This is a genomic window from Streptomyces sp. NPDC050504 (assembly GCF_044458065.1).
In the GTDB taxonomy this organism is placed as follows: Bacteria; Actinomycetota; Actinomycetes; order Streptomycetales; family Streptomycetaceae; genus Streptomyces.
The window spans coordinates 661,597-685,445 of the sequence record NZ_JBITHO010000004.1; the positions used below are offsets into that span (position 1 = coordinate 661,597).

16 protein-coding genes are annotated in these 23,849 nt (G+C 68.5%); 8 read left to right on the forward strand and 8 right to left on the reverse strand.

Going from position 1 to position 23,849, the window contains the following annotated elements:
- Positions 1-62 precede the first annotated feature (62 nt).
- The gene (locus ACIBNE_RS18235) at positions 63-2,273 is read right to left on the reverse strand and encodes a DEAD/DEAH box helicase (RefSeq protein ID WP_399272973.1); all 2,211 of its coding nucleotides are present in this window, start codon (positions 2,271-2,273) and stop codon (positions 63-65) included.
- Between the two features lie 826 nt (positions 2,274-3,099).
- Between ACIBNE_RS18235 and ACIBNE_RS18240 the strand changes: the two genes are divergently transcribed.
- Positions 3,100-3,882, forward strand: a complete 783-nt coding sequence (locus tag ACIBNE_RS18240) for an IS5 family transposase (protein ID WP_399272597.1) — start codon at positions 3,100-3,102, stop codon at positions 3,880-3,882.
- Here ACIBNE_RS18240 and ACIBNE_RS18245 read toward each other — a convergent pair.
- Positions 3,848-4,339 (reverse strand): hypothetical protein, encoded by a 492-nt coding sequence (locus ACIBNE_RS18245; RefSeq protein WP_399272599.1) that lies wholly within the window; start codon positions 4,337-4,339, stop codon positions 3,848-3,850. The two genes, ACIBNE_RS18240 and ACIBNE_RS18245, sit on opposite strands and share 35 nt — an antisense overlap.
- Before the next feature lie 489 nt (positions 4,340-4,828).
- Here ACIBNE_RS18245 and ACIBNE_RS18250 point away from each other — a divergent pair, with 489 nt between their 5' ends.
- Positions 4,829-5,134 carry a hypothetical protein gene (locus ACIBNE_RS18250; protein WP_399272600.1) on the forward strand — a complete coding sequence of 102 codons (306 nt, stop codon included), beginning with the start codon at positions 4,829-4,831 and terminating at the stop codon, positions 5,132-5,134.
- A 172-nt stretch (positions 5,135-5,306) separates the two neighbouring features.
- On the opposite strand, the gene ACIBNE_RS18255 is transcribed toward ACIBNE_RS18250, so the two are convergent.
- Positions 5,307-7,412: an N-6 DNA methylase gene (locus tag ACIBNE_RS18255; protein WP_399272602.1), complete on the reverse strand. Its 2,106-nt coding sequence runs from the start codon at positions 7,410-7,412 to the stop codon at positions 5,307-5,309.
- A 136-nt stretch (positions 7,413-7,548) separates the two neighbouring features.
- Positions 7,549-8,871 carry a serine/threonine-protein kinase gene (locus ACIBNE_RS18260; RefSeq protein ID WP_399272604.1) on the reverse strand — a complete coding sequence of 441 codons (1,323 nt, stop codon included), beginning with the start codon at positions 8,869-8,871 and terminating at the stop codon, positions 7,549-7,551.
- 108 nt (positions 8,872-8,979) lie between these two features.
- Between ACIBNE_RS18260 and ACIBNE_RS18265 the strand changes: the two genes are divergently transcribed.
- The 5 genes from ACIBNE_RS18265 to ACIBNE_RS18285 all read left to right on the forward strand — a co-directional run bounded on the left by ACIBNE_RS18265 (position 8,980) and on the right by ACIBNE_RS18285 (position 19,819).
- Positions 8,980-10,638, forward strand: a complete 1,659-nt coding sequence (locus ACIBNE_RS18265; protein WP_399272606.1) for a PD-(D/E)XK nuclease family protein — start codon at positions 8,980-8,982, stop codon at positions 10,636-10,638.
- A gap of 68 nt (positions 10,639-10,706) precedes the next feature.
- Positions 10,707-11,813, forward strand: a complete 1,107-nt coding sequence (locus ACIBNE_RS18270; protein ID WP_399272608.1) for a hypothetical protein — start codon at positions 10,707-10,709, stop codon at positions 11,811-11,813.
- Positions 11,806-15,378 (forward strand): signal recognition particle, encoded by a 3,573-nt coding sequence (locus ACIBNE_RS18275; protein ID WP_399272610.1) that lies wholly within the window; start codon positions 11,806-11,808, stop codon positions 15,376-15,378. The genes ACIBNE_RS18270 and ACIBNE_RS18275 overlap by 8 nt, the downstream gene beginning before the upstream one ends.
- 46 nt (positions 15,379-15,424) lie before the next feature.
- Complete coding sequence (locus tag ACIBNE_RS18280; RefSeq protein ID WP_399272612.1) at positions 15,425-18,292, forward strand: pPIWI_RE module domain-containing protein; 2,868 nt, start codon at positions 15,425-15,427, stop codon at positions 18,290-18,292.
- Positions 18,293-18,568: 276 nt separating this feature from the next.
- Complete coding sequence (locus ACIBNE_RS18285; protein WP_399272614.1) at positions 18,569-19,819, forward strand: hypothetical protein; 1,251 nt, start codon at positions 18,569-18,571, stop codon at positions 19,817-19,819.
- Positions 19,820-19,976: 157 nt separating this feature from the next.
- Here the strand turns inward: ACIBNE_RS18285 and ACIBNE_RS18290 are convergent, their stop codons facing one another.
- From ACIBNE_RS18290 to ychF, 3 genes are all read right to left on the reverse strand, one after another.
- Positions 19,977-20,390 (reverse strand): PIN domain-containing protein, encoded by a 414-nt coding sequence (locus ACIBNE_RS18290; RefSeq protein WP_037661709.1) that lies wholly within the window; start codon positions 20,388-20,390, stop codon positions 19,977-19,979.
- Entirely contained in the window at positions 20,372-20,656 is a 285-nt protein-coding gene (locus ACIBNE_RS18295) for a hypothetical protein (protein ID WP_399272616.1), read from the reverse strand. The genes ACIBNE_RS18290 and ACIBNE_RS18295 overlap by 19 nt, the downstream gene beginning before the upstream one ends.
- A 251-nt stretch (positions 20,657-20,907) precedes the next feature.
- Complete coding sequence (gene ychF / locus ACIBNE_RS18300) at positions 20,908-21,996, reverse strand: redox-regulated ATPase YchF (RefSeq protein ID WP_399272618.1); 1,089 nt, start codon at positions 21,994-21,996, stop codon at positions 20,908-20,910.
- A gap of 433 nt (positions 21,997-22,429) precedes the next feature.
- Here ychF and ACIBNE_RS18305 point away from each other — a divergent pair, with 433 nt between their 5' ends.
- Positions 22,430-22,975 carry a DUF6542 domain-containing protein gene (locus ACIBNE_RS18305; protein WP_399272620.1) on the forward strand — a complete coding sequence of 182 codons (546 nt, stop codon included), beginning with the start codon at positions 22,430-22,432 and terminating at the stop codon, positions 22,973-22,975.
- 74 nt (positions 22,976-23,049) lie between these two features.
- On the opposite strand, the gene ppgK is transcribed toward ACIBNE_RS18305, so the two are convergent.
- Positions 23,050-23,793, reverse strand: a complete 744-nt coding sequence (gene ppgK, locus ACIBNE_RS18310; protein ID WP_399272622.1) for a polyphosphate--glucose phosphotransferase — start codon at positions 23,791-23,793, stop codon at positions 23,050-23,052.
- Positions 23,794-23,849: the final 56 nt, after the last annotated feature.

A 23,849-nucleotide genomic window follows, 5' to 3' on the forward strand; every position in this document is an offset into this window, starting at 1 on the left:
AAAGATCGAAGAGGTGGCGGACCCACGCTGCGGGCAACGCCCCGGCCGGCCCTCGGCCCGACTCACTCGGCCGACACGGGCCTCTCGTCCGCCATCCCCAGGCGAGCCTGTTCCTCCTCGACGATCCGACGTGCCAGCTCGGTGTCCGACACGTCGACCGCGTCCGAGGTGGCTTCGGCCACGGCACTGCGGCGGGCATAGGCATCGAACAGGCGCGTCTTGGTCTCCAGCATCTTCACCATGCGTTCGTCCACGCCTCCGGTGGCGAGGAGCCGGTGCACGCGAACCGGCCTGACCTGACCCATGCGGTGGGCCCGAGCCACCGCCTGGTGTTCGATGGTCGGCTTGATCTGGGGTTCGCAGATGACGACGACGGAGGCGGCCTGCATGTTGAGGCCGACGCCCGCCGCCTGGATCTGCCCCAGGAGCACCGCCGGGCCCCGGACAGCGGCGAAGTCGTCGACGATCTCCTGGCGGCGCTGGGCCGGGACGCCGCCGGTCAGCGGACCGAACACCGGAGCGCCCCCGGCGGCTCCGTCCACCAGGGCCTCCTTCACCACGGCCAGTACGTCCTTGAAGTTGGAGAAGACCACCGTCTTCTGCCCGTTCTCGCCCGCCTCCCGAACGATCTCCCGCAGCCGTTCCAGCTTGGCCGACTTCCCGGGTCTCGTGTACGCGGCCCTGCGCATCGCCATGAAGTTGCCCGAGCGCACGGCCTCGCGGTAGGCCTCCTCGTCCGAAGCGCTCAACTCTTCCCACTCGTCGGTGTGCTGAAGGCTCGGGAGTTCCGTCAGCACGTCCTCCTGGTTGCGCCGCAGGTAGACCGGGGCCACTGCCTTGCGGAAGGCGACCGATCCGGCCAGCGCGTCCCGTTCGCCGAGGGAGTCCGCGACGCCGCCGTCGAGCATCCGGACCAGGTTGCGGAACTCCGCGACCCTGTTCTCCATCGGGGTTCCGGTCATGAAGAGGGTGCGCCCGCAACGCTCCGCCCACAGGCCGACCGCTTGGGACCGCTTGGCCTTCGGGTTCTTCACGGAGTGCGCTTCGTCGACCACCAGCAGCCCGACCTCCCCGCCGCCCGGTGCGGGAAAGCCGCGCAGCGCGTCGAACGTGGTCACCCCGACGCCGCCCCGCCCCTTCCAGTCGGCGAACGCGTCGTGCCGGTCAGGACCGTGCAGCACCATGACGCGCAGGGCGCTGCGGGCCTCGACCTCCCGCGTCCAGTTCACGAGGACGCTCGCCGGGCAGACCACCATGAAGTGGCTCTGCCCCTCGGCGGCCAGGTGCGCGAGGACCGCGATCGCCTGGATGGTCTTCCCCAGGCCCATCTCGTCGCCGAGCACCACCTTGCGCTGCGCAAGCGCGAACCGTGCGCCGAACGCCTGGTAGCCGCGCAGGGAGACCCGCCGGTGCGTGTCGTCGAGGTGCTGGGTCCGCACCCGCTCCGCGATCTCGTCCGGCAGGAAGCCCTCTGCGGCCGCCGTGTCCGGCAGCCGCCCGGAGATCTCGGCGAGCAGGCTGTAGTACTCGGCCGAGCGCAGCTCGAAGTCCACCCGGGCGGCGACGTCGGACGAGGGTCCCCGGAGCAGGTCAACCGACGCCTGGGCGAGCAACTCCGGCAGGCCGGCCCGCTCCGCCTCGTCCACCAGCGCCCGGGTCTCGGCGACCGCCGCCAACGCGCGGGCCTTCTTCTCCCGGCCGGCCAGGAGCATCCGGATCCTTCCGGCGGCGGGCCTCGCGTCGGCCAGCGAAGGGCCGAGCCGTTCCGCCAGGGCGGTGGCCTTGTCGACCGCGCGCCGGGCGTCCGGACCGGCCTCCACCAGGACGTGCAGGGTCGTGACGAGCGCGGTGGTGCGCGGTTCCGGCCGGTCCACGTCGATGTGGACGGCCACGGTCTCGTGCACGGCCTCGGAGAGCCGGCGGGCGGCGGCGAGCATCTGGTCGACGGTGCGCTGCCCGACGCCGGGGATCTGCCGCAGCCGGTAGGGGCCCGCTTCGAGAACACTGCCCAGGGTGCGCAGTCCGCTCTTCTCGACGCTCCCCAGCCGAAGCCGCCCTTCGGTGACGTCCTGGAGCCGGGCGACGGGAATGGCGTCGAGCTCCCGCTTCACCGCCGCGTCGTGGATCGGCTTCAGCGCCGCCCGTACCGCCTCCACCGCCCTTGCGTGGTCACCGACCACGGCCTGCGCCGCCTCGTGCAGTCGCGCTCCCCTCGCGACCACGTCCCGCTCACCACGCCCCACACTCCCCGCCCCCTCCGACCCGGCCCGCATCCACCCGACCGGCGCCGGATGGGTCCTCTCCCCCGTCGACGTCCACCACGTCACCAGCCGCACTCACCGCGGACAGACACCTGTGCCCGACCCACCAACAGGCGGGCCGGGCACAGGCGACGGCATGACGTCAGACGTTGAAGCGGAACTACCCCACAAGGCTGTGACCTGCGAAAATGCGGGCTCATCCCAGCACCATCCCAGCACCGGCAGCCGCGACAAAGTACAAGAACGGCCCAGGGGCGCCAACGCTACCCGGCATGACCCACAGTTTCCGAAGTCTGCAGAACCTCTCACACGCCACATCAGGCTGGTGCCACCTCTCTGATCCCCGCAGGGCAGCACAGCACCACGCTCGCCAAATGTCTCCTGGGACACCGGCGGCCAGCTCCATCGCCCGGCCACAGCCCAGAATCTAACGTCTGGACCTCGGGGCCCGCGCGGGTGCCCAGGGATCCTATATACGTCCCCCGGTCCGCAAGGACACAGCCAGGAGCTTCTCCGTTTTCGCAATTCACCCTGCACAGCCTCAAAGGATGGAGCAGGCGTCTTCTAAGAAGCCGTTGTTCTATCGATCACGTTGGGTGTGAGTTCGAGTGTGGGTGCCCGGCCGGGTGATCTTCCGGTGGTCTGGGCATGAAGGCAGGGCCTCCCGAACAGCTCGTGGGTGTCGAATCCATCCGAGCGTCAGGAGACCCTGGTGCTGCAGTCTTTCGTGCTGTCTACCGCGTCGTCCACTGCGTCTTCCCGATCGTGTGACTGTCTCGCCCACGTGTACGGGAATGCGGGTGATCGTCCCGGCCGGGAGCCCCGGTATCCGTCGGATATGACGGACGTGGAATGGGCCGAGGTCCGTGCCGCTCTGCCAGTGCCGGGATGGCTGGAGGGCCGGGGCGGGCGGCCGGAGGGCTATTGCCACCGGCAGATGGTCGACGCGGTCCGCTACCTGGTCGCGGGCGGTGTCTCCTGGCGGGCGATGCCCGCGGACTTCCCCGCGTGGGACCGCGTCTACGCCTTCTTTCGACGCTGGCGCGACAAGGGCTGGACAGCCGAGTTCCACGACCGGCTGCGGGAGCGCGTCCGTGAAGCGGCGGGCCGCGACCGGGAGCCGACGGCGGGCATCATCGACGCCCAGTCGGTGAAAGGTGCCGCCTCGGTGCCAGCCGCGACCAGAGGCTTCGACGGTGGCAAGAAGGTCAACGGACACAAGCGCCACATCGTGGTGGACACACTAGGTCTGCTGCTTGCCGCCGTGGTCACGGCAGCGTCTGTGACCGACCGGGAGGCCGGGCAAACGCTGCTGGCCCGGCTGCGCGAGCGGCACTGGCGCATCACGCGGATCTGGGCCGACGGCGGCTACACAGGCCACCTCGTCGACTTCGCCCGCAGTGTGCTGCGGATCGCTCTGACGGTGGTCACACGCAGCGACACCACCACCGGCTTCGTCGTCCTGCCCAAGAGATGGCTGGTGGAGCGAACGTTCGCGTGGCTGATGCGCTCACGCCGCCTGGTCCGTGACTACGAAGCCCGCACCGACAGCTCTGAGGTGATGATCCTGTGGTCCATGAGCATGGTCATGAGCCGACGGCTCGCCCGGCAACGGCGCTGAACATCCCCGGACTCTCCTCGGTCAGCCATCCCCGAGCGGCCAGGCGCTTCGCTTTCGACCGCACACCCTCGACCTTCGCGGGAACCGGCTCCAAGCCGAGCGCCGCGGCGAGCTGCCGGCAATCCATCGGGACGCCACCTGATCCGTCATGACCGGCCACGATGCCCATGATCCGCCGGCAGTCCGGCACGAGCACGGCCGGGTCGAGCCCCTCGCTCCACACCGGCACCACCGAACCTGGCGCAGCACCTGCGACGGACCCCGGACGCTCGTCGGCTACGGCACCCGATGACTCCTCACGTTCGCAAGGCTCCGCCAGAATCTGACCGACCGTCTCACAGGCGATCACGAACCGCTGCCACGCGGCCTCCGCCTCCCGCAGCTCAGCCCGGAGGACCTCCACCCGCTGCCGGGCAGCACGCTCTCGCTCTTCCAACAGCCCCATCACCGATGGCATCCGGAACCTCCACCACACAGACGACACGACACGTCATCCCTGCCACCGAGGCACCAACCTCATTCCTGACCAGCGGAAACGCAGCAATCACTTTCGGAAAGACAACGGCTTCTAAGCACCTGGCGCTTCCAGTTCGGATTTTCCGGCACAAGTCGCTTGCACCGCTCAACGATCATCCGGAAGCCAGCCGGTGCGACCAACGTTTCCTGGGCGAGGTCGGCGTACGCAAGGAAGACCTAACGGCCCAGGTCGGCCGCGAGCGCAGCAAGCTCGCCTTCTACAACCTGGGACGGTTCAGCACCGCCAACGGCGACTACGAGCGCATCCACTTCCTCAGCAGCCCGCCTGACCGGTTCGCCACCTTCGCCAAGTGGCTGGAGTACCAGGCTGGCGACTACTACGAGGAAGGTGACGCGGAGGCGGATACGCCCGGCCCAATGCCGTCACGATCGCCACCGTCCACCAGCCGAAGGCATGCAGTGGCCGACGGTGTTCGTACCATGTATGCGCCGCAACCGCTTCCCCATCAAACGGCAGGGCGGACTTGGTGTCTTCCATATTGTCCCCGAGGCCGCCGTCAACGACGCCGACCGCAACCGCGGCAGCGAGGACGATGAGCGCCCACTCGTCTACGTGGCCGCGACCTGTGCCCAGGAGTACTTCGCCCTCTCCTGCTCCTACGAGCCGGGCAAGCTCTACCAGCGCGAGTCCCAGCACTTAGCCGAGGCGACCCATAACACCTACGTCCTGACCAGGCCGACACGCCCGACATCGTCTTCAGCTTCAGCGAGCTGAAGTACCTGTTCGAGTGTCCGTACCAGTTCAAGCTGCGGTTCCTTTACAGCTTCGACTCGCCGCTGCGCAGACGGACTGGCCAATGTCCCAACGCGAGCGGACTCTGCGTGAGTTGTCCGGTGAGGCGAGGAATGGCTTCCTGGATCCGTTCTGCACGGCTACTGCGTCCGATTCATTTGTCCAACGGGTCGAGCGCCCCGTCAACCAGGGCGCTGGTCAGGGCCCGAACGGCTTCACGTCCTGCCTCGACAAGCCGGGACAGCGCCGCATCCCACTCTGTAAGACGACGCAGGGTTTCACTCCGGCGTCGTTGTTCCTCGATTGCCAGCACAGGCAGACGCAGCCGTTTCACATCGATGCGGAGGGCTCCGCTTGTTCCGGTGGACGTTCGGGCTGCCTTCGTGGCGTTCTCGGAGCGTGTGAGGGCGCCAGCCGCGAACCACGGGTCGAGGTAGTCCAGATCCACGCGCACGGCGTGCACGCCCGGCCCGAGCCGGGCTCCGATCTGCTCATCCGTCGCGACCCGGGCGACCAAGGTTTGGGCGATTGCTGGGATGAGGATGTCGTGGGCCCGTACCCGGGCCGCCGGGTCGTCGTCGGGGCCGACGGGAACTGAACCGCTGGCGGGTCGGCCAGCGATGACGTCCTGGCTCGTCAGCGCTGGTTCGTGCCGATCAGGGGCGGGGGCATCGCGGTGTGCGGCGCGGGCCGCATGGCGGTGCAGGCTCAGCGCCCCGGTCCGGGAGAGTTCGCCCAGCGTCGCAGTGGGAACGCCAGACGACATGGGCGCCTGGGTGGGGGAAAATTCTGGCAACGTATCCCGGAGCGCATTGAGTTGAGCCCTCATGGCCGCTGGCATCTTGAGCAGGTCGTCGGGCGGGCACGGAATGGAATCCGGGTTCGGCACGTGATGCCGGGGAGTGAAGTCAACGTCCTCGTCGAGCAGTTCGGCCAGCGACACATCCCGGGCGAAGTCTGCATCCGTGGCCAAGGGCCCGTGCCCCTTACGGTAGCGGTCCCACAACGGAGCGATGTGGCGGCGCAGCGCCTCGAGACGATCCTTCGGGCGCACGTTCGCATCCAGGGGCACGTCGTCGCCGTTGACAAACAGCACACCTGTAGGTGGGGCGCTGTCCTCGTCGGGGCGTTGGAGAAGCCAGACATGCACGCCGTTACCGCTGCCGACGGTCGCCGTCGGGGGGAGCCCGACGACTGCCTGCAGGGCGCCGCGCCGGACCAATTCGCTGCGGATGCGGCGTCCCGCGGGACGCGCAGCCACTGCGGGCGGCAGGAGCAAGGCGGCCCTCCCACCGGGCTTCAGCTGAGCCAACACATGTTGTACCCAGGCAAGTTCGGGTTCGGTACGCGGGGGCATACCTCCATAGGCCCACCGGGGGTCGAAGGCGAGGCGGTCGTGGCCCCAATCGCGGGGACTGTGAGGAGGACTGCCGACTACGGCATCGACGTGGTCGACGAGGAAGGCGCCCTCAAGGAGCGGATCGCCGACGCGCAGGCACAGTTCTTCGCCGGTGCCCGAAGCGGCCTTGGCCTGCTGCCGCAAGACCAGCAGGCGCAGCAGCGCGATGCGCACGCGTTCGGGGCGGGCGTCCAGCCCCAGAAGCTGTGGCGTGCCACCTGCCGCGTTCACCCTGTCGAGGGCGGTGCGCAAGAATGTGCCGGTGCCGCAGGCGACGTCGAGGACGGAGGCGGCGGGGCCGACGAGATCCAGCATCAGGCTGACGACGGGCACGGGCGTATCGGTGAGGCCGGCAGCGCCTCGGGCTGTCACGTATTGCGCATGAAGGTGCTCCAGAATTCCGACACGGTCCTCTTGGTCGCTCAACGAGCACGAGACCTCGAGGATCTCTCGGTGCGTTGGTGACCATACGACCGGGAGGTCCGTCAAGAGCACGTCGGCGTGACGGGGTGAAGTCAGCAAACGTACGGCGTCGGCAAGTTGGCGAGGGGTGGGCACTGCGGCAGGCGCCGTCAGGAGTGTCAGGCCGACCAGGACGAGGGCCTCAGCGGACTGCCCGGCCGTCCCGAGCGCTTCCAGACGCTGCTGGAGTCGGTCAAGCGGGCCGATGGTGCGGAGCTTGCCTTGCCGGTCGAGCCATAGCTCGACCTCGTCCAGGTCGAAGGCGGGACTCGCGGCTGTGCCGGCGATCGGCCGAGGGAAATCCTGGTGGCGTCGGCGCCAGTTACTCACTGCGGCCCGGCCGACACCTGCGATCCTGGCGATGCCCGTGGCCGTCACGGTGGTCGGTTCCTCTGTCACGCCTTGCTCCCTGCGTCCTACCCTGTCTCTGCAGACAGAGCGTGAAGCGTACCTTCGTTCTACCGTGCGTGTATGTTCTTCACGCGTCGATAAAGGCGCCGCGCTTGGAATCGCGTGCAGTACATCAAGGCACGGATCAATCCCACGTTCCCTCCTCCTCGCACCCCTCGATGCCTTCGTCGATCTCGCGCACTTCTGGACTCTCTGCTCCGAACGCGATGACGGCGTCAGGGCGCACGCCGACATAGGCAGCGTGCGCCTGCTTCGACAACCCCTGTTCGCATAGCAGGCCGGCGTGGTCGATGCTCAAGCGGACCACACCCTTCTCGATGCGGCCGAAGTGGCCGACGGCCGACGCCAGGCACTCCTCGATGAGCTGGACGGCGCCTCTCAGATCGCCGTTGGCCGCCTGTGCGGCAGCATCGGCGCGGATCTGGGTCAGCTCGTCCCGCCTCAGGTCGGTTCGCCGCGTCCGGCTGCGGGCCAGTGCATCCATCCGGGTACCGGGAGAGCGCCGCGGAGGCGGCGTTGACGGTTGCGGCGGGGGCGGTGGTGAGCACGGGGCACGCCAAAGCAGGGCCGGATCGAAGCGGCCGAGCCGGGGGCTACCCGTTCCCCTGAGGTCGTCCACGTACGGGTAGCAAGCCCCATACAGGGTTCGCGCGTCGGAGAAGCGCAGTTCCGGGTCCTTGTGCAGCAATCGGTCGATGATGTGGGCCAGCCATAGCGGGGTTTCGGGGCGCACGTCCCGGGTCTTGCGGGGCGCCTGGTCAATGTGGGCGCGCGCCATCGCGTGAGCGGTCGGTGCGTTGAAGAGGAGCTCTCCCGTGACGAGTTCGAATACGAGGCAGCCCGTGGAGTAGAGGTCACTGCGGGGCTCGGCGAGACCGTCGGCGGCCTGCTCGGGGGCCATGTAGGCCGCGGTGCCCGGCACCTGGCCGGTGGCCGTCAGTCGCGTGGCGTGGGGGTCGGAGACGGCGACGATGCCGAGGTCCACCACCTTGATGACGCCGCCTGCCGCGATCATGACGTTGGTCGGCTTGAGGTCGCGGTGGACGAATTCGGCGTCGTGCAAACAGGCCAGTGCAGTGGCGAGTTGAGCCAGGATCGCCGTGATCGTAGAGAAGGACAAAGGGTGATGGTTGGCCGCCAGCTCCGCCAGGGTGGGCCCCTCGATGTACTCCATGACGAGATAGGGCTCGTCGGCGTGGTATCCGAAGTCGTACACCTGGGGGAAGTGCCGGCAGCGGCTGAGCCCGGTGGTCGCCTTGGCCTCACGCTCCAGGCGATCCGCGTAACGCCCCTCTTCTCGTTCAACGTTCTGCGCGTGGAGTTGCTTGACGGCGACCTGCCGGTCAAGGCTCAGGTCGTACGCCAGGCTCACCTCGCCCATCGCACCGCCACCAAGCCGACGCACGAGGCGGTACCGCCTGGCGATGATGTCGTTCCGTGAACCCACCTGAGGTCCGTTCTCTGCAATGAATTTGACGGATCATCCGTGCGTGAACCGTAGCAGCATGTAGCCTCCGGTGAATGTTGTTCACAGAGACGGGTGTGAGGAGTGCGTGTGACTGAGTGGTCGCTGCCCGCAGGAACCACGGGTGACCCGGGCCTGATCAGAGTGTTCACCGGAGGCACGAAGGAGGGGGACGAGGACTGCCCCACGCTGCGGGCCGTCAAGGCCCGGCCACGCCTTCGCCCCACGCACCGCACCCCCTACAAGCCGGCGGACTACGAATCGTTCGCCCTCGCCGCCGTAATGCGCCGGCTCGACACCGTAGAGTTCGGCCGCCCCCGGGACGATCCGGCCCGAGTGCGCCCCTCGCACCCCGGGCTCGAGCGCTATGCCGAGCATGCCGCCGCCCAGTACCTGGACGCGGTCAAATCCCTAGACCCAAGAGCGGAGCTGCTGCCCGATCCGCAGTACTGGGTCAAGCAGTCGAGGACAGCAGCCAGGGGTCAAGGCACCCCCACCGTGTACGAGATGAGGGTCTGGGGGCGCTGCTACGCCAGCCGTGACCGTGCGGTGTGCGAGCTGCGCCTGCTCCGGTTCGGATCGGTACAGCCCGGGCGACGCGGGCCGACTGAGCGGGATCCGGCGGAGGTCGCAATGGCGGCATACATCGCTGCCCACGGCGGCCGTGCACCAGAACCCACCCGATGGAGTGACGCGCACGACGTGCACAGCGCCGTCACCCCGCAGCGGGTACGGGTCGTGGAGATCGGCTGCCTGGACGGCTCGGTCCGTCCACCGCTGTTCGACGGGACACCCCAGGAAGCTGAAGCCGCCTATCACAAGCTCTCCGCGCCCCGCCTGCGCGCGACGGTCGATGCCGTGGACAGGCGCCCGGGCCCCGGATGCGCGACATGCAAGCTCGCCGCTTCCTGCCCTGACCTGGTGCGCACGCCGGGCATCTTGCAGATCGCGGACGGGGCGCGGCCTCGCCGCACCCTATCCGTCACCGATTTGCGCCGCTATGCGAACTGCCCCGCGCAGGAACATCTGCGGCGCATCCATCTGCCCTACGACAAGGACATCGAGCACGACCATCACGTGGTGCGCGGGCACGCAGTGCACGCCTGGCTGCAGCATATGCACGCGCGAACCCCACAACGCCCCTGCACACCGGACGACACCCCCGCCGACCGGTCCGACTGGGCGGTCGGCGACTGGCACCTGACGGGGGACGATGCCGAACTCGGTGCACGCCTGATCGCCCGTCATGCCGCCGTGTGCCCGCTGCGCCACGCCGATCCGGATGCGGCGCTGGTCGCGGAAAGACTCCTCACCTTCCACGACACGCAGGCCGATGTCGTGCTCGTTGCCAAGCCAGACCTCCTGTACCGCAGTGGCGGTTCGGTGGTGTGGCGTGAGGTCAAGAGCACCAAGTACCGCACCCCGCCTGGGGACAAGGACATCCTGGAGCTGTATCCCCAGGCGGCCCTGGCCTTGGTGTTGCTGGCCGACGGTGCGCTCGGCGGTGACGTGCGCCGCTCCCGCGTTGAGGTGGAGATCCTGCGGCCCACCGGACCGGACCTGGAACTTGTCTCCCCCCGTCAGGCCGACCGTGTTGCCACAGCCCGGCAGGCGCTCCATGACCTCGCCGCCCCGTGGCATGCGGACCGCACATCCGCCCCGAACCCGGGAACCCAGTGCGCCCGCTGCGAGGTGTCTCGTTGGTGCCCCGCCGCGCCCTCCTCCTCTGTTTCGTCGTCCCTCCAGTGAAACGGACCACCGTGCCCCCAGATAACTCCGCGCTTGTCCCGCACCAGGGTCTGACTCTGCTGCGCACCGTGGCCTCCGCCGTCCTCGAACTGGATGCCCTGTCCGACCTCGGTACCTTCACCCTCCCCTACCCGGCCGAGGCGCAACGCGCCCTGGACCGCACCGTGCTGGCCTGCCTGCTGCGCGGTGCCGACCCGCCCCTGAGCGTCAGCGACCTGCTCGTGTGGTGTCGCCAGCGGCCGGTGACCGAGTGGCCGCTGGACCTCCCCAACGGTCTGGCGGGCCCGGATGACCGCCTCATCAACGAGAGCGCCTACGTGCCCACAGACCTGTGCTACGAGTGGGCCGTTGACCGGCCCGACTCGGCGACCGAGCAGATCGACCGGGCCTTGATCGGCCTGGCGATGGACCGCTGCCGCAGCGCCAACGCACCGGCCAGCTATGTGGCCTTCCGGCGCCTGCTCATCGAACATCCCGTGCTCACCAGGGACAAGGCCGCCGAGATCGCGCTGGAGCCGACCTTCACTCCACTCGACGGACTGCTCCAGCAGATCTACCTGCAGGCCCCCATCGGCTGGGCCCGCGGGGGCCGGTTCACCTCGTGCCGGCGCTGCCACACCCTGCTCGCCCCCATGCGGGAGGGCGGCTGGTGGTGCGAGAACGCGCGCTGCCGGCACCAGGGGGACGCCCCCGTCGGCCCCGCGTACGACGAGCTCGAGGGCGGCGGCGTGCTGCTACTGACCCGGCCTTTGCGCCTGTTCGTCACCTCCCCCGGCGTCGCCGAACTGCGCCTGGAGCGGAGCTTGTTGCGTCTTCGCCTCGCCCCTGAGTTGTGGCCGAACTACGACGCATACGACCTGCGAATCCCACTGCCAGACGGCCGGGTATGGGCCATCGATGTCAAGGACTGGGCCAACCCCGCGCTGCTCGGCCGCAATGCCAAGCCGCTGCTCAAAGATCCGCCCTACGACGAGGCGTTTCTCGTTGTCCCCGACCACCGGATCGCCATGCGCCGCAACTACGTGTCCGTGGTCCGCAAGTACCTGAGGGCCGATGTACGCAAGTCGATGACCGTGCTCAGCCACCGGCAGTTCATGGCACGGATCCGAGCCACCCTGGCCGACGGCCCAGGCGGGCCGTTCGCCGACGACCAGGCGGAGGACGCCGATGCGTGACCAAAAGCAGTGGCGCGACGATCTCATCGCGAGCCTTCTTCCGTACTTCGCCGACGATCCGCAGCCGGAACTCGCGGCAGCCCGGTTGTGCGAAGTCGAGCTCGGACTCTGCCTGGTGGAACAGCTGCTGCCCGGGCATCCCGCACAGGCCGGCTGGACCCTCTTCGGCGGATACCCCTTCGCTGCCGCACTCGGACACGCCCAAACGCCCGCACTGCAACGCATGCTGCGCATCGGCCGCCACCTGCTGTGGCCGCTGCGCCGGCGCCGCGTGTGGACTCAGTCCCTCGACACCTATCTGACGCTCCCGCCCGAGCTGCGCGGCTTCCACCTCGCCAGCAAGGACGACGCCCCCCGGCGGCGGAGCGTATCCATCGCCCACCACCGGTGGGTCATCTACACCCAGGCCCTGGCCGAGGCCCCGCCTTACCAGACCCGGTCGCTGCCACTGGCCGAGCCCGGCGCATGGCGCTTTCTGGAAAGCCGCACCTGGACCTCGGTGGAGCTACCCAAAGAACTGCCCGCCGAGGAAACGACGCCCCACGCCCTCGGATCATCGGCCGCACCGGACGGCAAGCCACTGGAGGCCCCCTGGGAGGAACTCCTCGCAACCGCCACGTGGATGGAGGACCAGCTGCGCGGCCCCGACGACCCCGGCGGCGGCGACTGGCGGCGCAGGCTGGAAAGGGTCGAACTGTTCGTCCGAAAGCCCGAGTCGGGCGACTTCGCACCGGAGCACAAGATGCTGCGAATCGACCGGATGCTGCATCTGCTGGGAATGGTCGGTGCCGGAAAGAGCACCCTGCGGGACATCCTCGCAGTCTGGGCGGCCACCCACGACAAACGCGTCACCTTGGTAGTGGGCGATGTCGCCGAGGCCCTGCACCTCGTGTCCCTGTTCACCGCGCTCGGCCTCAAGGCGGCCCCCGTCCTTGGGGTGACCACACGCGAGCAGCATCTGCAGCGCACCCACCGCCGCCTCGCCACACAGGACGGCGGCACCTCCCTGCTCACCCACGACGCGCTGAGCCTCGACTACCTCAGCACGGCCTGCCCCCTCGACGCCCTGCGCGGAGTCGAGACAGCGGAGCCACTCGCCTACCGGGCCGCTCCCTGCACCCAGCTCTTCCCGCCCAAACGACGGCCACCCCAACGCCCGCTCACCGCTCTGGCCACTGACGGATCGCAGGACACGCCAGCCCCGAACCTGCGCAAGCGCCACGGCTGCCCTCTATGGCACCGGTGCCCGCGTCATCACGGTGCCCGCGAGCTCGTCGCCGCGGACATCTGGGTCGCCACCCCCGCCGCCCTGGTACACAGCGCAGTGCCCGCCCACCAAAACGAGGAGCGCATCCGTTTCCTCGAACTCGCCTGCCAGCGCAGCGACTTCGTCGTCATCGACGAGGCCGACCGCGTGCAGATGCAGTTGGACACCATGTTCGCCCCCGCCGCCGTGCTCACCGGGCGCACACCCAACTCCTGGCTCGACGAGATCCACCAGCACAAGATCGACGAACTGGCGCGCGGCGGACGCATCCAACTGTCCAACTCCACCGTCATGGAATGGACGGCGGCCCTGCACACCGTCACAGTCGCCGCCGACCGCATCTACCACATGCTGCTGGGCCACCGGAGCCTGCGCGACTGGGTCGAGGCCGACTACTTCAGCTCATGGACTCTCCAGTTCAAACTCATCTCGGACTGGTTCGGCAAGCCCTCCGACGCCGACACCGATCCGGCCGACACCCCCGACCGGCCCGCCCCCGAATGGGACGAGGACATCGGGCAGGCCGCCGACGGAGACGAGGAGACGCAACCTCCCGAAACTCGCCATCCGGCCACATCAGACTCCTCAGGCGACGCGCGACGCGACGCCGTCGTGGCGATCCTTGACACGTTCCGCGACGACCCGCTCGGCGACCGCGAACAACGCGACCCTCAGGTCGACTCGCTGGTGCGGCTGACCCGTCAGCTTCTACACGCCATCCGCCCCCGCAACGCCCGCCGCCTTGTCGAGCGAGAACTGCTCTCGCTTGCAGGGGACGCTGTGCTGGAGAGCCCCGACAGCGTGAAAGAGCAAGTGCTGCGCTTCGAATTCACCCTCCTGTTGTCCGCCCTGCACACCCGGCTCGACCTGCTGACGGAGCTGTGGCCGGGGGTCGAGGCCGCCTTGAACTTCGGGGCATCGAGCAATGTGCTGTCCCGCCGCCCGCCCGAGGACTACCGGCCGTTGGTCCCCGAATCCCCCATGGGCAACATCCTCGGCTTCCAGTTCCTGTCCGAGGACGCAAGCCTGGGACAGCTGCGCAGCGGCGAACTGCGCTTCTTTCGCTGCGCCGGAAATGGCCGCGAACTCCTCCTCCAACTGGCGGAGTTGACCATCGCGGACGGTCTTCCCGGACCGAACGTGCTGCTCATGTCGGGTACCAGCTGGGCCGGCCGCTCCACCCGCTACCACGTGCTCACCGAGGTCGGAGCCCTCCTCAAGCCCCCGCTGGCCGAACGCGCGGCCATCAACGAGACCGTATTCACCACCCACTTCCTGACCGGTCCCGACAGCCGTCCCCTCAAGCTGTCCGGCACCAAACCCCACTTGCGCCCGCTCGTCCTCGAGCACATGCTGGACAGGCTCGCCCGGCGCGGCGCCGACGGCAAGCCCAGCGTGTTCGAACAGGAACTCTCCGCCGTGAACGACGAAAGGCGCGAACGGCTCCTCGTACTGACGGGCTCCTACGACGAGGCACGTCGCGCGGCGGACATCCTCAACCGCATCCCCCGGTGGGCCGGAAAGGTGTGCCGTCTGGTCGCCGACGACGCGGACGAGGAGCCCCCGTTCTACTCCAGTCCGGCCATGGGCCCCGACGGCGGCACGGTCGTAGCCCTGCGCCGCGGCGACGTAGCCAATTTCGCCTCGACCGGCATGGAGATCCTGGTGGCTCCCCTACTCGCCGTCGAACGGGGCCACAACATCCTCGACCGGGGAGTCGCCGCGATCGGTTCGGTGTTCTTCCTGGCCCGCCCCCACCCGCGCCCCGACGACATCGGTCTCGCCGTACAGGCCGTCAACGACTGGGCGGCACGCATGCAACGCGACGGCAGTTTCGATGAGTTCGTCCGCGCACAACCGAGCCTGGACAAGGCCGGCGCCCAGTTCCGCACCCTAGCCCGCGCACAGTGGCGACACCTCCTCAACCACCCTCTGGCCTGGAGCCGGCTGAACGAGGAAGAGAAGATCTCGTTCACCTGGGATCAATTGGTAGTCATCTGGCAGGTCATCGGCCGCCTCGTGCGCGGAGGCGTCCCCGCCCGCGTCGTCTTCGTCGACGCTCCGTTCGCCACCCGGGCCGCCGCAGGCAAGGCGGTGCCAGACACCTGGCGGACGAGTCTCCTGCTCGCCATGCGGCACGTCCTGGACCCTTACCTCGCTCCGTCCCCGGCCGACGAGACGACCCCCGGCACTGCACCGATCACTGCTCTGGACCGGGCCCTCGTCAAAGCCCTGTACGAACCCCTGCACACCGCGCTCGCAGGCATCGTCCCCTCCGCCCCGGACCCGTCCGACTGAACCGCACAGCCATTCCCTCACCCCTGTACACGAAGGGACCCCTCACATGCCCTCCTACCCCACCGTCAGATTCACCGCGTTCGAACCCGCCCGCGGCACGGAGTTCATCCGCCAGACCCACGGACTCGCCTTCCCTGCCTCGTGGCGGGCCGAGGTACTGGACTTCTACCGGATCGGCAAACGCGAACCGAAAAAGATCAACCAGGTACCTATCCGCCGGCTCAACGAGGTCATCCGTGCCGTGGCACCCGACCTGCTGTGTGTCGCGCGCGGCGCCACACTTGAGGACAACGCCCCATGGCTGTACGCAGAAACGCCGCTTCCGCTCCCCGTCATGCGGCAGCTCATTCACGCCTGGATCCGTGACCTGCATTCCCCGCGCACCCGTAAGGAGTACCCGGACATCACCGAACGGGCCACCGAGCTCAGCGCCTCACTGGACATGGCCGGGCTGACCTGGCAGCCACACACCGTCGACCTCTTCGCGGGCACGACCTCGCCCGGCGGCACCTTCGAGCCGGACCCGCTGATTCACCAGCTCCTGCCCGACGTCCTCGCACAGAGCATCGCGAAGCTGGATCCCTACCGCTTCGAGGGCGTCGAGATGACGTTCAAAATCGCCGCCGCCGAACGCGGCGCCGAGCTTGTCTCCTGGCCACCGCGTGACCACCAGGACGACGATGGAATGCGGTGGAAGTTCTCGTTCATCATCACGCTCACCGTGCAGACCGTGCCCTTCGCCGGCGACTTCCGTCTCCATATTCGCACCGGGGTTCGCCGCTGGCGCACCGGTGGGCCCGTGCCAGTGCCCTATCGGCGGGCGGTGTCGGCGTACCTGCTCGCGCAAACGCCCTGGCTAGGGCAGTCGACAGGAACCGGACGGCTCTCGGTGTGCCGATTGGACATCGACCGCAACACGTCCCTGCCCCAGTGGACGCGTGGAGGCCCCCAAGGCATGCTCAGCAGCCTCGGGTTCTCTCGCGAACTCCCAAACGCGGCGGCAGTGCAGGAGAACCCCGACGCCTGGATCCCCGGGAAGGACGGCATTCAGATCGGCGTCGTGCATGCCACGTCGATGGGCGGCCATGGCGTCGGCACCGGTCTTATGCCGCGCGACCGCTCCCCCCTGACCGAATGGGCAGCCGAGGCGTTGCTGCCTCACCTCACCCAGCTCGGCGACTTCACCCGCAGCCGCTATCCAGTCCTCCCACTCAATCTGCCCAAGTCTCCGACAGCCAAGACGAAGGAGGAACGCGCCCTCCAGAAAGCGGAGTTGGAACGGGAAGGCCGCAACGAACGACGCGCCGCCCTGGCACGAGTACTCAACGGTCGGCCCCTGCTCGTCGAAGCTCGCTGGCAGAACGACCACACCCGTGACGCCCTGATCGAGCAACTGGCAGTCTTGTTGGGCCTGGACGGGCCGGGCGGAACGGACAAGGCCGTACGTACCTGGACGACACCAGAGCTGACGGTACGCCTGTACCTGGAAGACGCCGGTGTCGTCGCCGCCCGACTCGATTTCCCCGACGGCCAGCCGAAACGGAAGACCCTCTCCACAGCGATCAGTGCCCGTAGGCGAGAGATCGCCGAACTGTGCGAGTGCGACGAACGACCGGACCTCCAGGCCGTCGTGGTCGAGATCGGCCACCCGAAGTCCTTCCGGCCCGACATCGTGGACCCAAAGTTCGCCGTACGCCTCGGGTATGCCGATGCCGGACGGTTGACAAAGTTCATCACCTTGCCGAGCTCGCGCTGGAACACCGCCGCCAAGAAGAGCATCGCCCACCGGGCTCTGCAAGCGTGGAAGGACGTTCTTCGGCAACTGGGCGTCTGCACGGCACCGGAACACAGTGTGGACGAACTGCCCAAGGACCTGGAATACGTCGCACTATGGATGGTCAAGCGCCGCGCCGACGGGCCGACCCGCAAACGCCGCACCGCCCCTGTCGCCGTCAAAATGAACACAGCCGACAGCTCGGTCACGGGGTGGGACACCGACCGTGGGGACTGGATTCCGTACCCGGAACTCCTGCTCTCTCTCGCCCGCCACGCCGAGATCCCTGGCGAGTATGAGGAGTTCGACGAGGAAGACCAAGATGGTGAGGACGGCGAAGTCACAGGAGCGACCGGGCAGGAGGACGCGCCGAGGCCGGAGGCCGAGGATGGGGAGACGAAGCGCACCACGACCTGGGTTCCCGATCTGGACGATCAACGGGCCGAGACGGCCCAGTTCATCCGGGCGATGCTCTATAGCCTGCGCGACCGCCACGTCCTGCTGCTCTCGCACGCACAGAACTCCCGTCTGCACTGGCCATGGCTGACCAACGGCCGGCTGCGTCCCGACGCCCTCCAGTTCGGCCCCAACCCGGCCCAGCACATCAGCCTGTACGGCGAGAATCTGTGCCATGTTCGGGTACGCGACCATGCATCCGACGAAACCCCCCAGTGGTTCGCCCCGGACGACGACACCGCCAATCACGGCTTCGCGAGCGGCCTGTGGGCCCACCCGGGCGCCGACGACGACCACCGCGTGTACTACAGCACCGGCGAAAAGCCCCACACAGCCAAGCACGCGGTGAAGACCGCCTCGAAGATTGCCACCCGGATCCCGCTGAGGAAGAAGCGCTCGGAGGATGAAGAAGACAAAGAGCCGGAGCCTGTCATCGACACGAGCACCAACGCATGGAACCCGTCAGCACTGGAGATCGCGGTTGTCGCCGTGCCAGAGAAATCCAGCGCGCCGGGGCTTTGGGCCGCCATCACCCACCAGTTGCGCCGCGCGCCTGACTACAACGTGACCCTAGGGCTTCCACTCCCGCTCCACATGGCGGCAAAGACCGCACAATACGTCCTGCCACACGACGGCGACTCCGACGAGTACTCCGGAGAGGAAGGTTCCCCACCGATTCAGTAACTTGCAAGCTCATCTCGCACGGGCATGCATGGCGGGCCAGCATCGTCACCTCGCGGAACTCGGCTCCGGCCGCCCGGCGGCTGAGCTCTTGGTCTTGCCCGCCGACCCACGGTCGGATCGGCACACCGTCTGCCTCGAAAGAACTATTCTCGGCGCAAACGCACCCTCCGGTACCTCTCATTCGAACGAGGGGTCCTCTCTGCAGCCCCGAATTCCCGCAGGGGCAAAGGGAATTGCCTCCAGGAGCAGCGCACCCAGGGAACGGCGGGAGGCTACATGGAACAGGCCCTCAACAAGCGGCAGCAGGCCGTGCTCGACTGGGTGGGCCAGGGGTGTCCCGACGGAGTCTGGCCAGACAGCACGTACAAGACCAGCGGACAAGCCCTGCAGAACCGAGGGCTCATCAAGGTCACCAAACGCCGCGGGTATTGGAGCGCCCACCTCACCGAGAAGGGGCGGCAGCATCTCATCGAACGCGGCATCCGCCCCGTGGAGCAGAGCACCCGACTGCCGGAGCGCCCCGCCCGAGAACCGGCACCGCCGCGCCCCCGAGCCGTGCCGAAGGCCCTTGCGAACTACGCGGACCAGCTACTCGATGAACTGGCGGTTGCGAACGACGGCTGTCTCATCAAGCCCATCGAATCCGGCCCGCACGCGGTGAATTGGGCGTCACGGGTCAACGCCGCCCGCAAGTCCGGCAAGATCCCACACACGCAGGAACTCCACGGATACCGCACCCACCGCGGCTACGAGATCAAGCTGGTCGACATCCCTGCCTGGCGCCTCGCGGAACTCACCCCGCTCCCAGTGCCGGCCAGACTCACCAAACCCCATGCCGTCGTGGCCTCCCTCCAAAAGCAGCCGCAGCCCATGGGATTGACCAAACCCCTCCAGGGCCGAGCCCTGCGCATCATCGACACCCTCATCACCGCCACCGAAGCACAAGGCCACAAGGCGGCACTCGGAACCACACAAGGCGCGCCCCCGCCCCATCGGCGCCGCAAGGCACCACCGCACTTCACCATCACCGCCCAAGGCGAAAGCGTCGGATTCCTCGTCCTTCAAGAACAGGACCGCAGCGAACACGTCCCGACGGACAAAGAACTCGCCGACGCCAAGAAGTACTCATGGATGCGCATCCCCCGCTTCGACTACACCCCCTCTAGCCGGCTGCGTTTCATACTCCGCGGCGGCAGCCCGCACCGTGCAAGCGAATGGGCGGATCTCCCCGACCGGCCTCTGGAAGAGCAACTCGCCGAGATCGTGCAGGAGGTCGGCCTCCGTGGCGAAGCCGCGGAGCGCAAACGCCTCGCGGACCAGAAAGCCAGAGAAGTAGAGCGAAAGCGCTGGGAAGCCGCCATGCAGGAAGCCCACGCCGCCTACGCCCACGCCTACCGCGTCAAACACCTCGGAGAACAGGCAGACACCTGGTACCAGGCCAGCCGCCTGACTGAATACGTCGCAGCAGTAGGCGTCCATGCCACATCACTTCCGCCCGGGGAGGAGCGGACCGAAGTCGAGGCGTGACTCGCGTTCGCGGACGCGCATCTCCAAAACCTCATCGAATCGGCCTCAGCGCCGAAACTGCCCACGCCGCCGAAACCCAGCGGCGACAACCTCAAGCCCTTCCTCGGTCACTGGAGCCCCTACGGACCCTGCTCCTACTGAGCCGGACCAAGGGAAATCACACCGCCACGAGCCGGACCCGCTCGCCGCACAGCTTTGCCATGTCGTCAATATCGGAAGTCAGCATGACCACGGGGCGGTGCTGTCGCAGCGCGGCCTCCGCGACGGCCGCATCGATCGCGTACTTGTGTCCGTGCAACCCGGCATTCATCAGCAACTTCGAGGCGGCTCTCGCCTCCTCGTCACCGACCGGGACGACCCGCAGCCCGGAAAGCACCCAGTTCAGGCGGGACTTGTTCGTACGGGCATGGACGGCCTCGATGATGGTGAGCGCACTGATCACGACCTCCATGCCGCGCGAGCGCGCCTCAGCGATCAGAGCCACCACCTGTTCTTCGTCGGCGAGCAGCTTCGAGAGTCCCTCGCTGTCGAGGACGAGCGTCCCCTCGTGACTCAGCCTGCGGCGGGCCACTCGGCCTCCTCGGCGAACACCTCGTCGAAGACCTGCCGCGCCCGCTGACGAGCCTGCTCGGAGACGGGCCCCTTGCGGCTCTCGTAGTCCGCCAGGTACTCGTCCATGACCTGCCCGCGCAGCTCACGCTCGACCGCCTCGGCGATGAACGCGGAGAACTCCCGCTTGCCCACCCGAGCCCGGATCGCCTCCGCGGTTCCCTCCGGCAGCGACAAGCTCACCCGTGTCGCCGGCCCTTCCCCGATGCTGTACGTCGTCTCGGCCATACCTCGATTGTGTCAAACGAGTAGGAAAAACACCACGGCCCGAGATCTGCGCAGAGCCCCAGAGCCACGAAAAGGGTGTGTAGACGGATCCCGCCCCAGCCTTTCGCCCCAGGCAGCACAGCACCTGAAACCAGCACGCGTGTCCCATTACATGCGAGCACCGTGCCAGCACGGAAAAATGAGGGCCCGACTCCGAAGAGTCGGACCCTCACTGACCTGCATGTTTGCCAGATAGGCGACGCGGTGACCCGTCAGACGTTGAAGCGGAACTCCACCACGTCCCCGTCCTGCATCACGTACTCCTTGCCCTCCATGCGGGCCTTGCCCGCCGAGCGGGCCTCGGCGACCGAGCCGGTCTCCACCAGGTCCGCGAAGGAGATGACCTCCGCCTTGATGAAGCCCTTCTGGAAGTCCGTGTGGATCACGCCGGCCGCCTCGGGGGCCGTGGCGCCCTTCTTGATGGTCCAGGCGCGGGATTCCTTCGGGCCTGCCGTCAGGTAGGTCTGGAGGCCCAGGGTGTCGAAGCCGACCCGGGCCAGCGTCGCCAGGCCGGGCTCTTCCGCGCCGACCGACTGGAGCAGCTCCATCGCGTCCTCGTCGTCCAGCTCGGCGAGGTCCGCCTCCAGCTTGGCGTTGAGGAAGATCGCGTCGGCCGGGGCGACCAGGGCGCGCTGCTCGGCCTTGAACGCCTCGTCCGTCAGCTCGTCCTCGTCCACGTTGAAGACGTAGAGGAACGGCTTCGTGGTGAGGAGGTGCAGGTCGTGGAGGAGCTCGGTCTTGTCCGTGCCCTGGACGTAGCCCTGCGAGAAGAGGGTGTCACCCTTCTCCAGGATCTCCTTCGCCGCCTCGACCACGGCGACCTTGGGCGCGACGTCCTTCTTGATGCGCGCCTCCTTCGCCAGGCGCGGGAGGACCTTCTCGATCGTCTGGAGGTCCGCGAGGATCAGCTCGGTGTTGATCGTCTCGATGTCGTCCTTGGGCGAGACCTTGCCGTCGACGTGCACGACGTTCTCGTCCTTGAACGCGCGGATGACCTGGCAGATCGCGTCCGACTCGCGGATGTTCGCGAGGAACTTGTTGCCCAGGCCCTCGCCCTCGCTCGCGCCGCGCACGATGCCCGCGATGTCGACGAAGTCGACCGTCGCGGGGAGGATCCGCTGGGAGCCGAAGATCTCGGCGAGCTTGTCGAGGCGGGGGTCGGGGACGCCGACGACGCCGACGTTCGGCTCGATCGTGGCGAACGGGTAGTTGGCCGCCAGCACGTCGTTCTTGGTCAGGGCGTTGAACAGGGTCGACTTGCCGACATTCGGCAGGCCGACGATTCCGATCGTGAGCGACACGTTGGCGACTTCCTGGAGAGTGGATGGGACCTGGGCGGTGGGGCCGGTCCCTCAGTTTACGGGCGGCCGTACGCGGGCGCCGACCGCGGGCGCCGGGCCGTCACGAGGGGCCGCGCCGGGCCGTCACAAAGAGCCGCGCCGGGCCGTCACGAGGGGGGCTTCCCGGCCCGTAGTCGTCGAACTCACCGCCAAGGTCGACCAAAGGGCGTGTCCCGCGCCGGATTCCTCCCATCTCGCGACCTACGTTGTTCAGGTGGAGCAACCCAGGACACGTATTCCGCAGCGCCGGACCCGCCCCCGGCCCCCTCTTCCCCCGCAGGGCGGGAAGCCGGGAGACAAGCCGGGCGGGGCCGTCGGCGCGGGCAGGACCGGGTCGGGGGCCGGTACGGGCGGCGGAACCGGGGCCCGTACCGGCTCCGGTGCCGCGCGGCCCGTGCCCCCCTTGGCCCTCCTGCTGCGCCGCCTGCGCGCGCTGCCCAACCCCCGGCTGACCGGGCTCGGCGCGGGACTCTTCGCCTCGGCCCTCATGCTGCTGTTCGGCTGCCTCGACTGGCTGCTGTTCGACGGCTCCCCCGCGGTGTACGGCGTGCTGTTCCTGCCCGTCTGCGCGCTCACCGCCCTCTGGGTGCGCCCGGCCGACCTGGTCGCGGCCCCGGTCGGGGTGCCCATCGCCTTCGCGGTCGGCATCGTGCCCGTCGCCGCGGGCGGCGAGGGCTTCGGCGCGCAGGCCATGGGCGTCGTGACCGCCCTCGCCCTGCACGCAGGGTGGCTGTACGGCGGCACGCTGGTGGCCGGGCTCATCTCGACCGTACGCAAGGTACGGCTGATGAGCCGCAGGCGCGGGCAGTCCGCCCAGGCACGCCAGCCCCGGCCCGCCCGCAGGCCCGGCGGCCAGGGCGGCAGCGGCGGCAGGCCGGGACGCCAGGGACAGCCGGGACCTCCGCGCCGCCCCCGGCAGGTCGCCGAGCGGCACGGGTAGAGCGGGGAGGGCAGGTAGAGCGGGTGGGGCGGGGCGCTCCGGGCCGCTGGGGGCTGTCGCGCCGGGGCCCGTCGCTAGGCCCGCGCCCCCGCGGCCATCGCCGCTCCCACGATCCCCGCGTTGTTCTGCAGCTGCGCCGGGACCAGCTCCGCGCGTACGCCCTCGATCAGCGGGAGGAACTTCTCCGCCTTGCGGCTCACTCCGCCGCCGACGATGAACAGCTCGGGCGAGAACAGCATCTCCACGTGCGCGAGGTACTTCTGCACCCGGTGAGCCCAGTGCTGCCAGCTCAGCTCCTCGTCCTCCTTGGCCTTGGTCGAGGCGCGCTTCTCCGCCTCGTGGCCGTGCAGCTCCAGATGGCCCAGCTCGGTGTTGGGGACGAGGACCCCGTCGTGGAAGAGCGCGCTGCCGATGCCCGTGCCGAAGGTCAGCAGGACCACCGTGCCCTTGCGGCCCCGGCCCGCGCCGAACGTCATCTCGGCGACGCCCGCCGCGTCCGCGTCGTTGAGCACCGTCACCGGCAGGCCGCCCACGCGCTCGCCCAGCAGCCGGGCCGCGTCCACGTCCACCCAGCTCTTGTCGACGTTGGCCGCCGTACGGATCGTGGATCCCGTCACCACTCCGGGGAACGTGATGCCTATCGGGCCCGACCAGCCGAAGTGCCCGATCACCTCCGCGACGCCGTCCGCGACCGCGTCGGGCGTCGCGGGCCGCGGCGTCAGCACCTTGTGCCGCTCCTGCGCCAGGTCGCCCCGCTCCAGGTCCACGGGGGCGCCCTTGATGCCGGATCCGCCGATGTCCACGCCGAAGATCTGCATGGACCCCACGTTACGACGCGGGACCGACAGTCACTTCCCGAACGCCCACTTCCCGA

Excerpts from the sequence above, each read along its gene's own strand:
- ACIBNE_RS18235 (WP_399272973.1), bottom strand. The coding sequence starts at position 2,273 with ATGCGGGCCGGGTCGGAGGGGGCGGGGAGTGTGGGGCGTGGTGAGCGG.
- ACIBNE_RS18240 (WP_399272597.1), top strand. The coding sequence starts at position 3,100 with ATGACGGACGTGGAATGGGCCGAGGTCCGTGCCGCTCTGCCAGTGCCG.
- ACIBNE_RS18245 (WP_399272599.1), bottom strand. The coding sequence starts at position 4,339 with ATGCCATCGGTGATGGGGCTGTTGGAAGAGCGAGAGCGTGCTGCCCGG.
- ACIBNE_RS18275 (WP_399272610.1), top strand. The coding sequence starts at position 11,806 with ATGCGTGACCAAAAGCAGTGGCGCGACGATCTCATCGCGAGCCTTCTT.
- ACIBNE_RS18280 (WP_399272612.1), top strand. The coding sequence starts at position 15,425 with ATGCCCTCCTACCCCACCGTCAGATTCACCGCGTTCGAACCCGCCCGC.
- ACIBNE_RS18285 (WP_399272614.1), top strand. The coding sequence starts at position 18,569 with ATGGAACAGGCCCTCAACAAGCGGCAGCAGGCCGTGCTCGACTGGGTG.
- ACIBNE_RS18295 (WP_399272616.1), bottom strand. The coding sequence starts at position 20,656 with ATGGCCGAGACGACGTACAGCATCGGGGAAGGGCCGGCGACACGGGTG.
- ppgK (WP_399272622.1), bottom strand. The coding sequence starts at position 23,793 with ATGCAGATCTTCGGCGTGGACATCGGCGGATCCGGCATCAAGGGCGCC.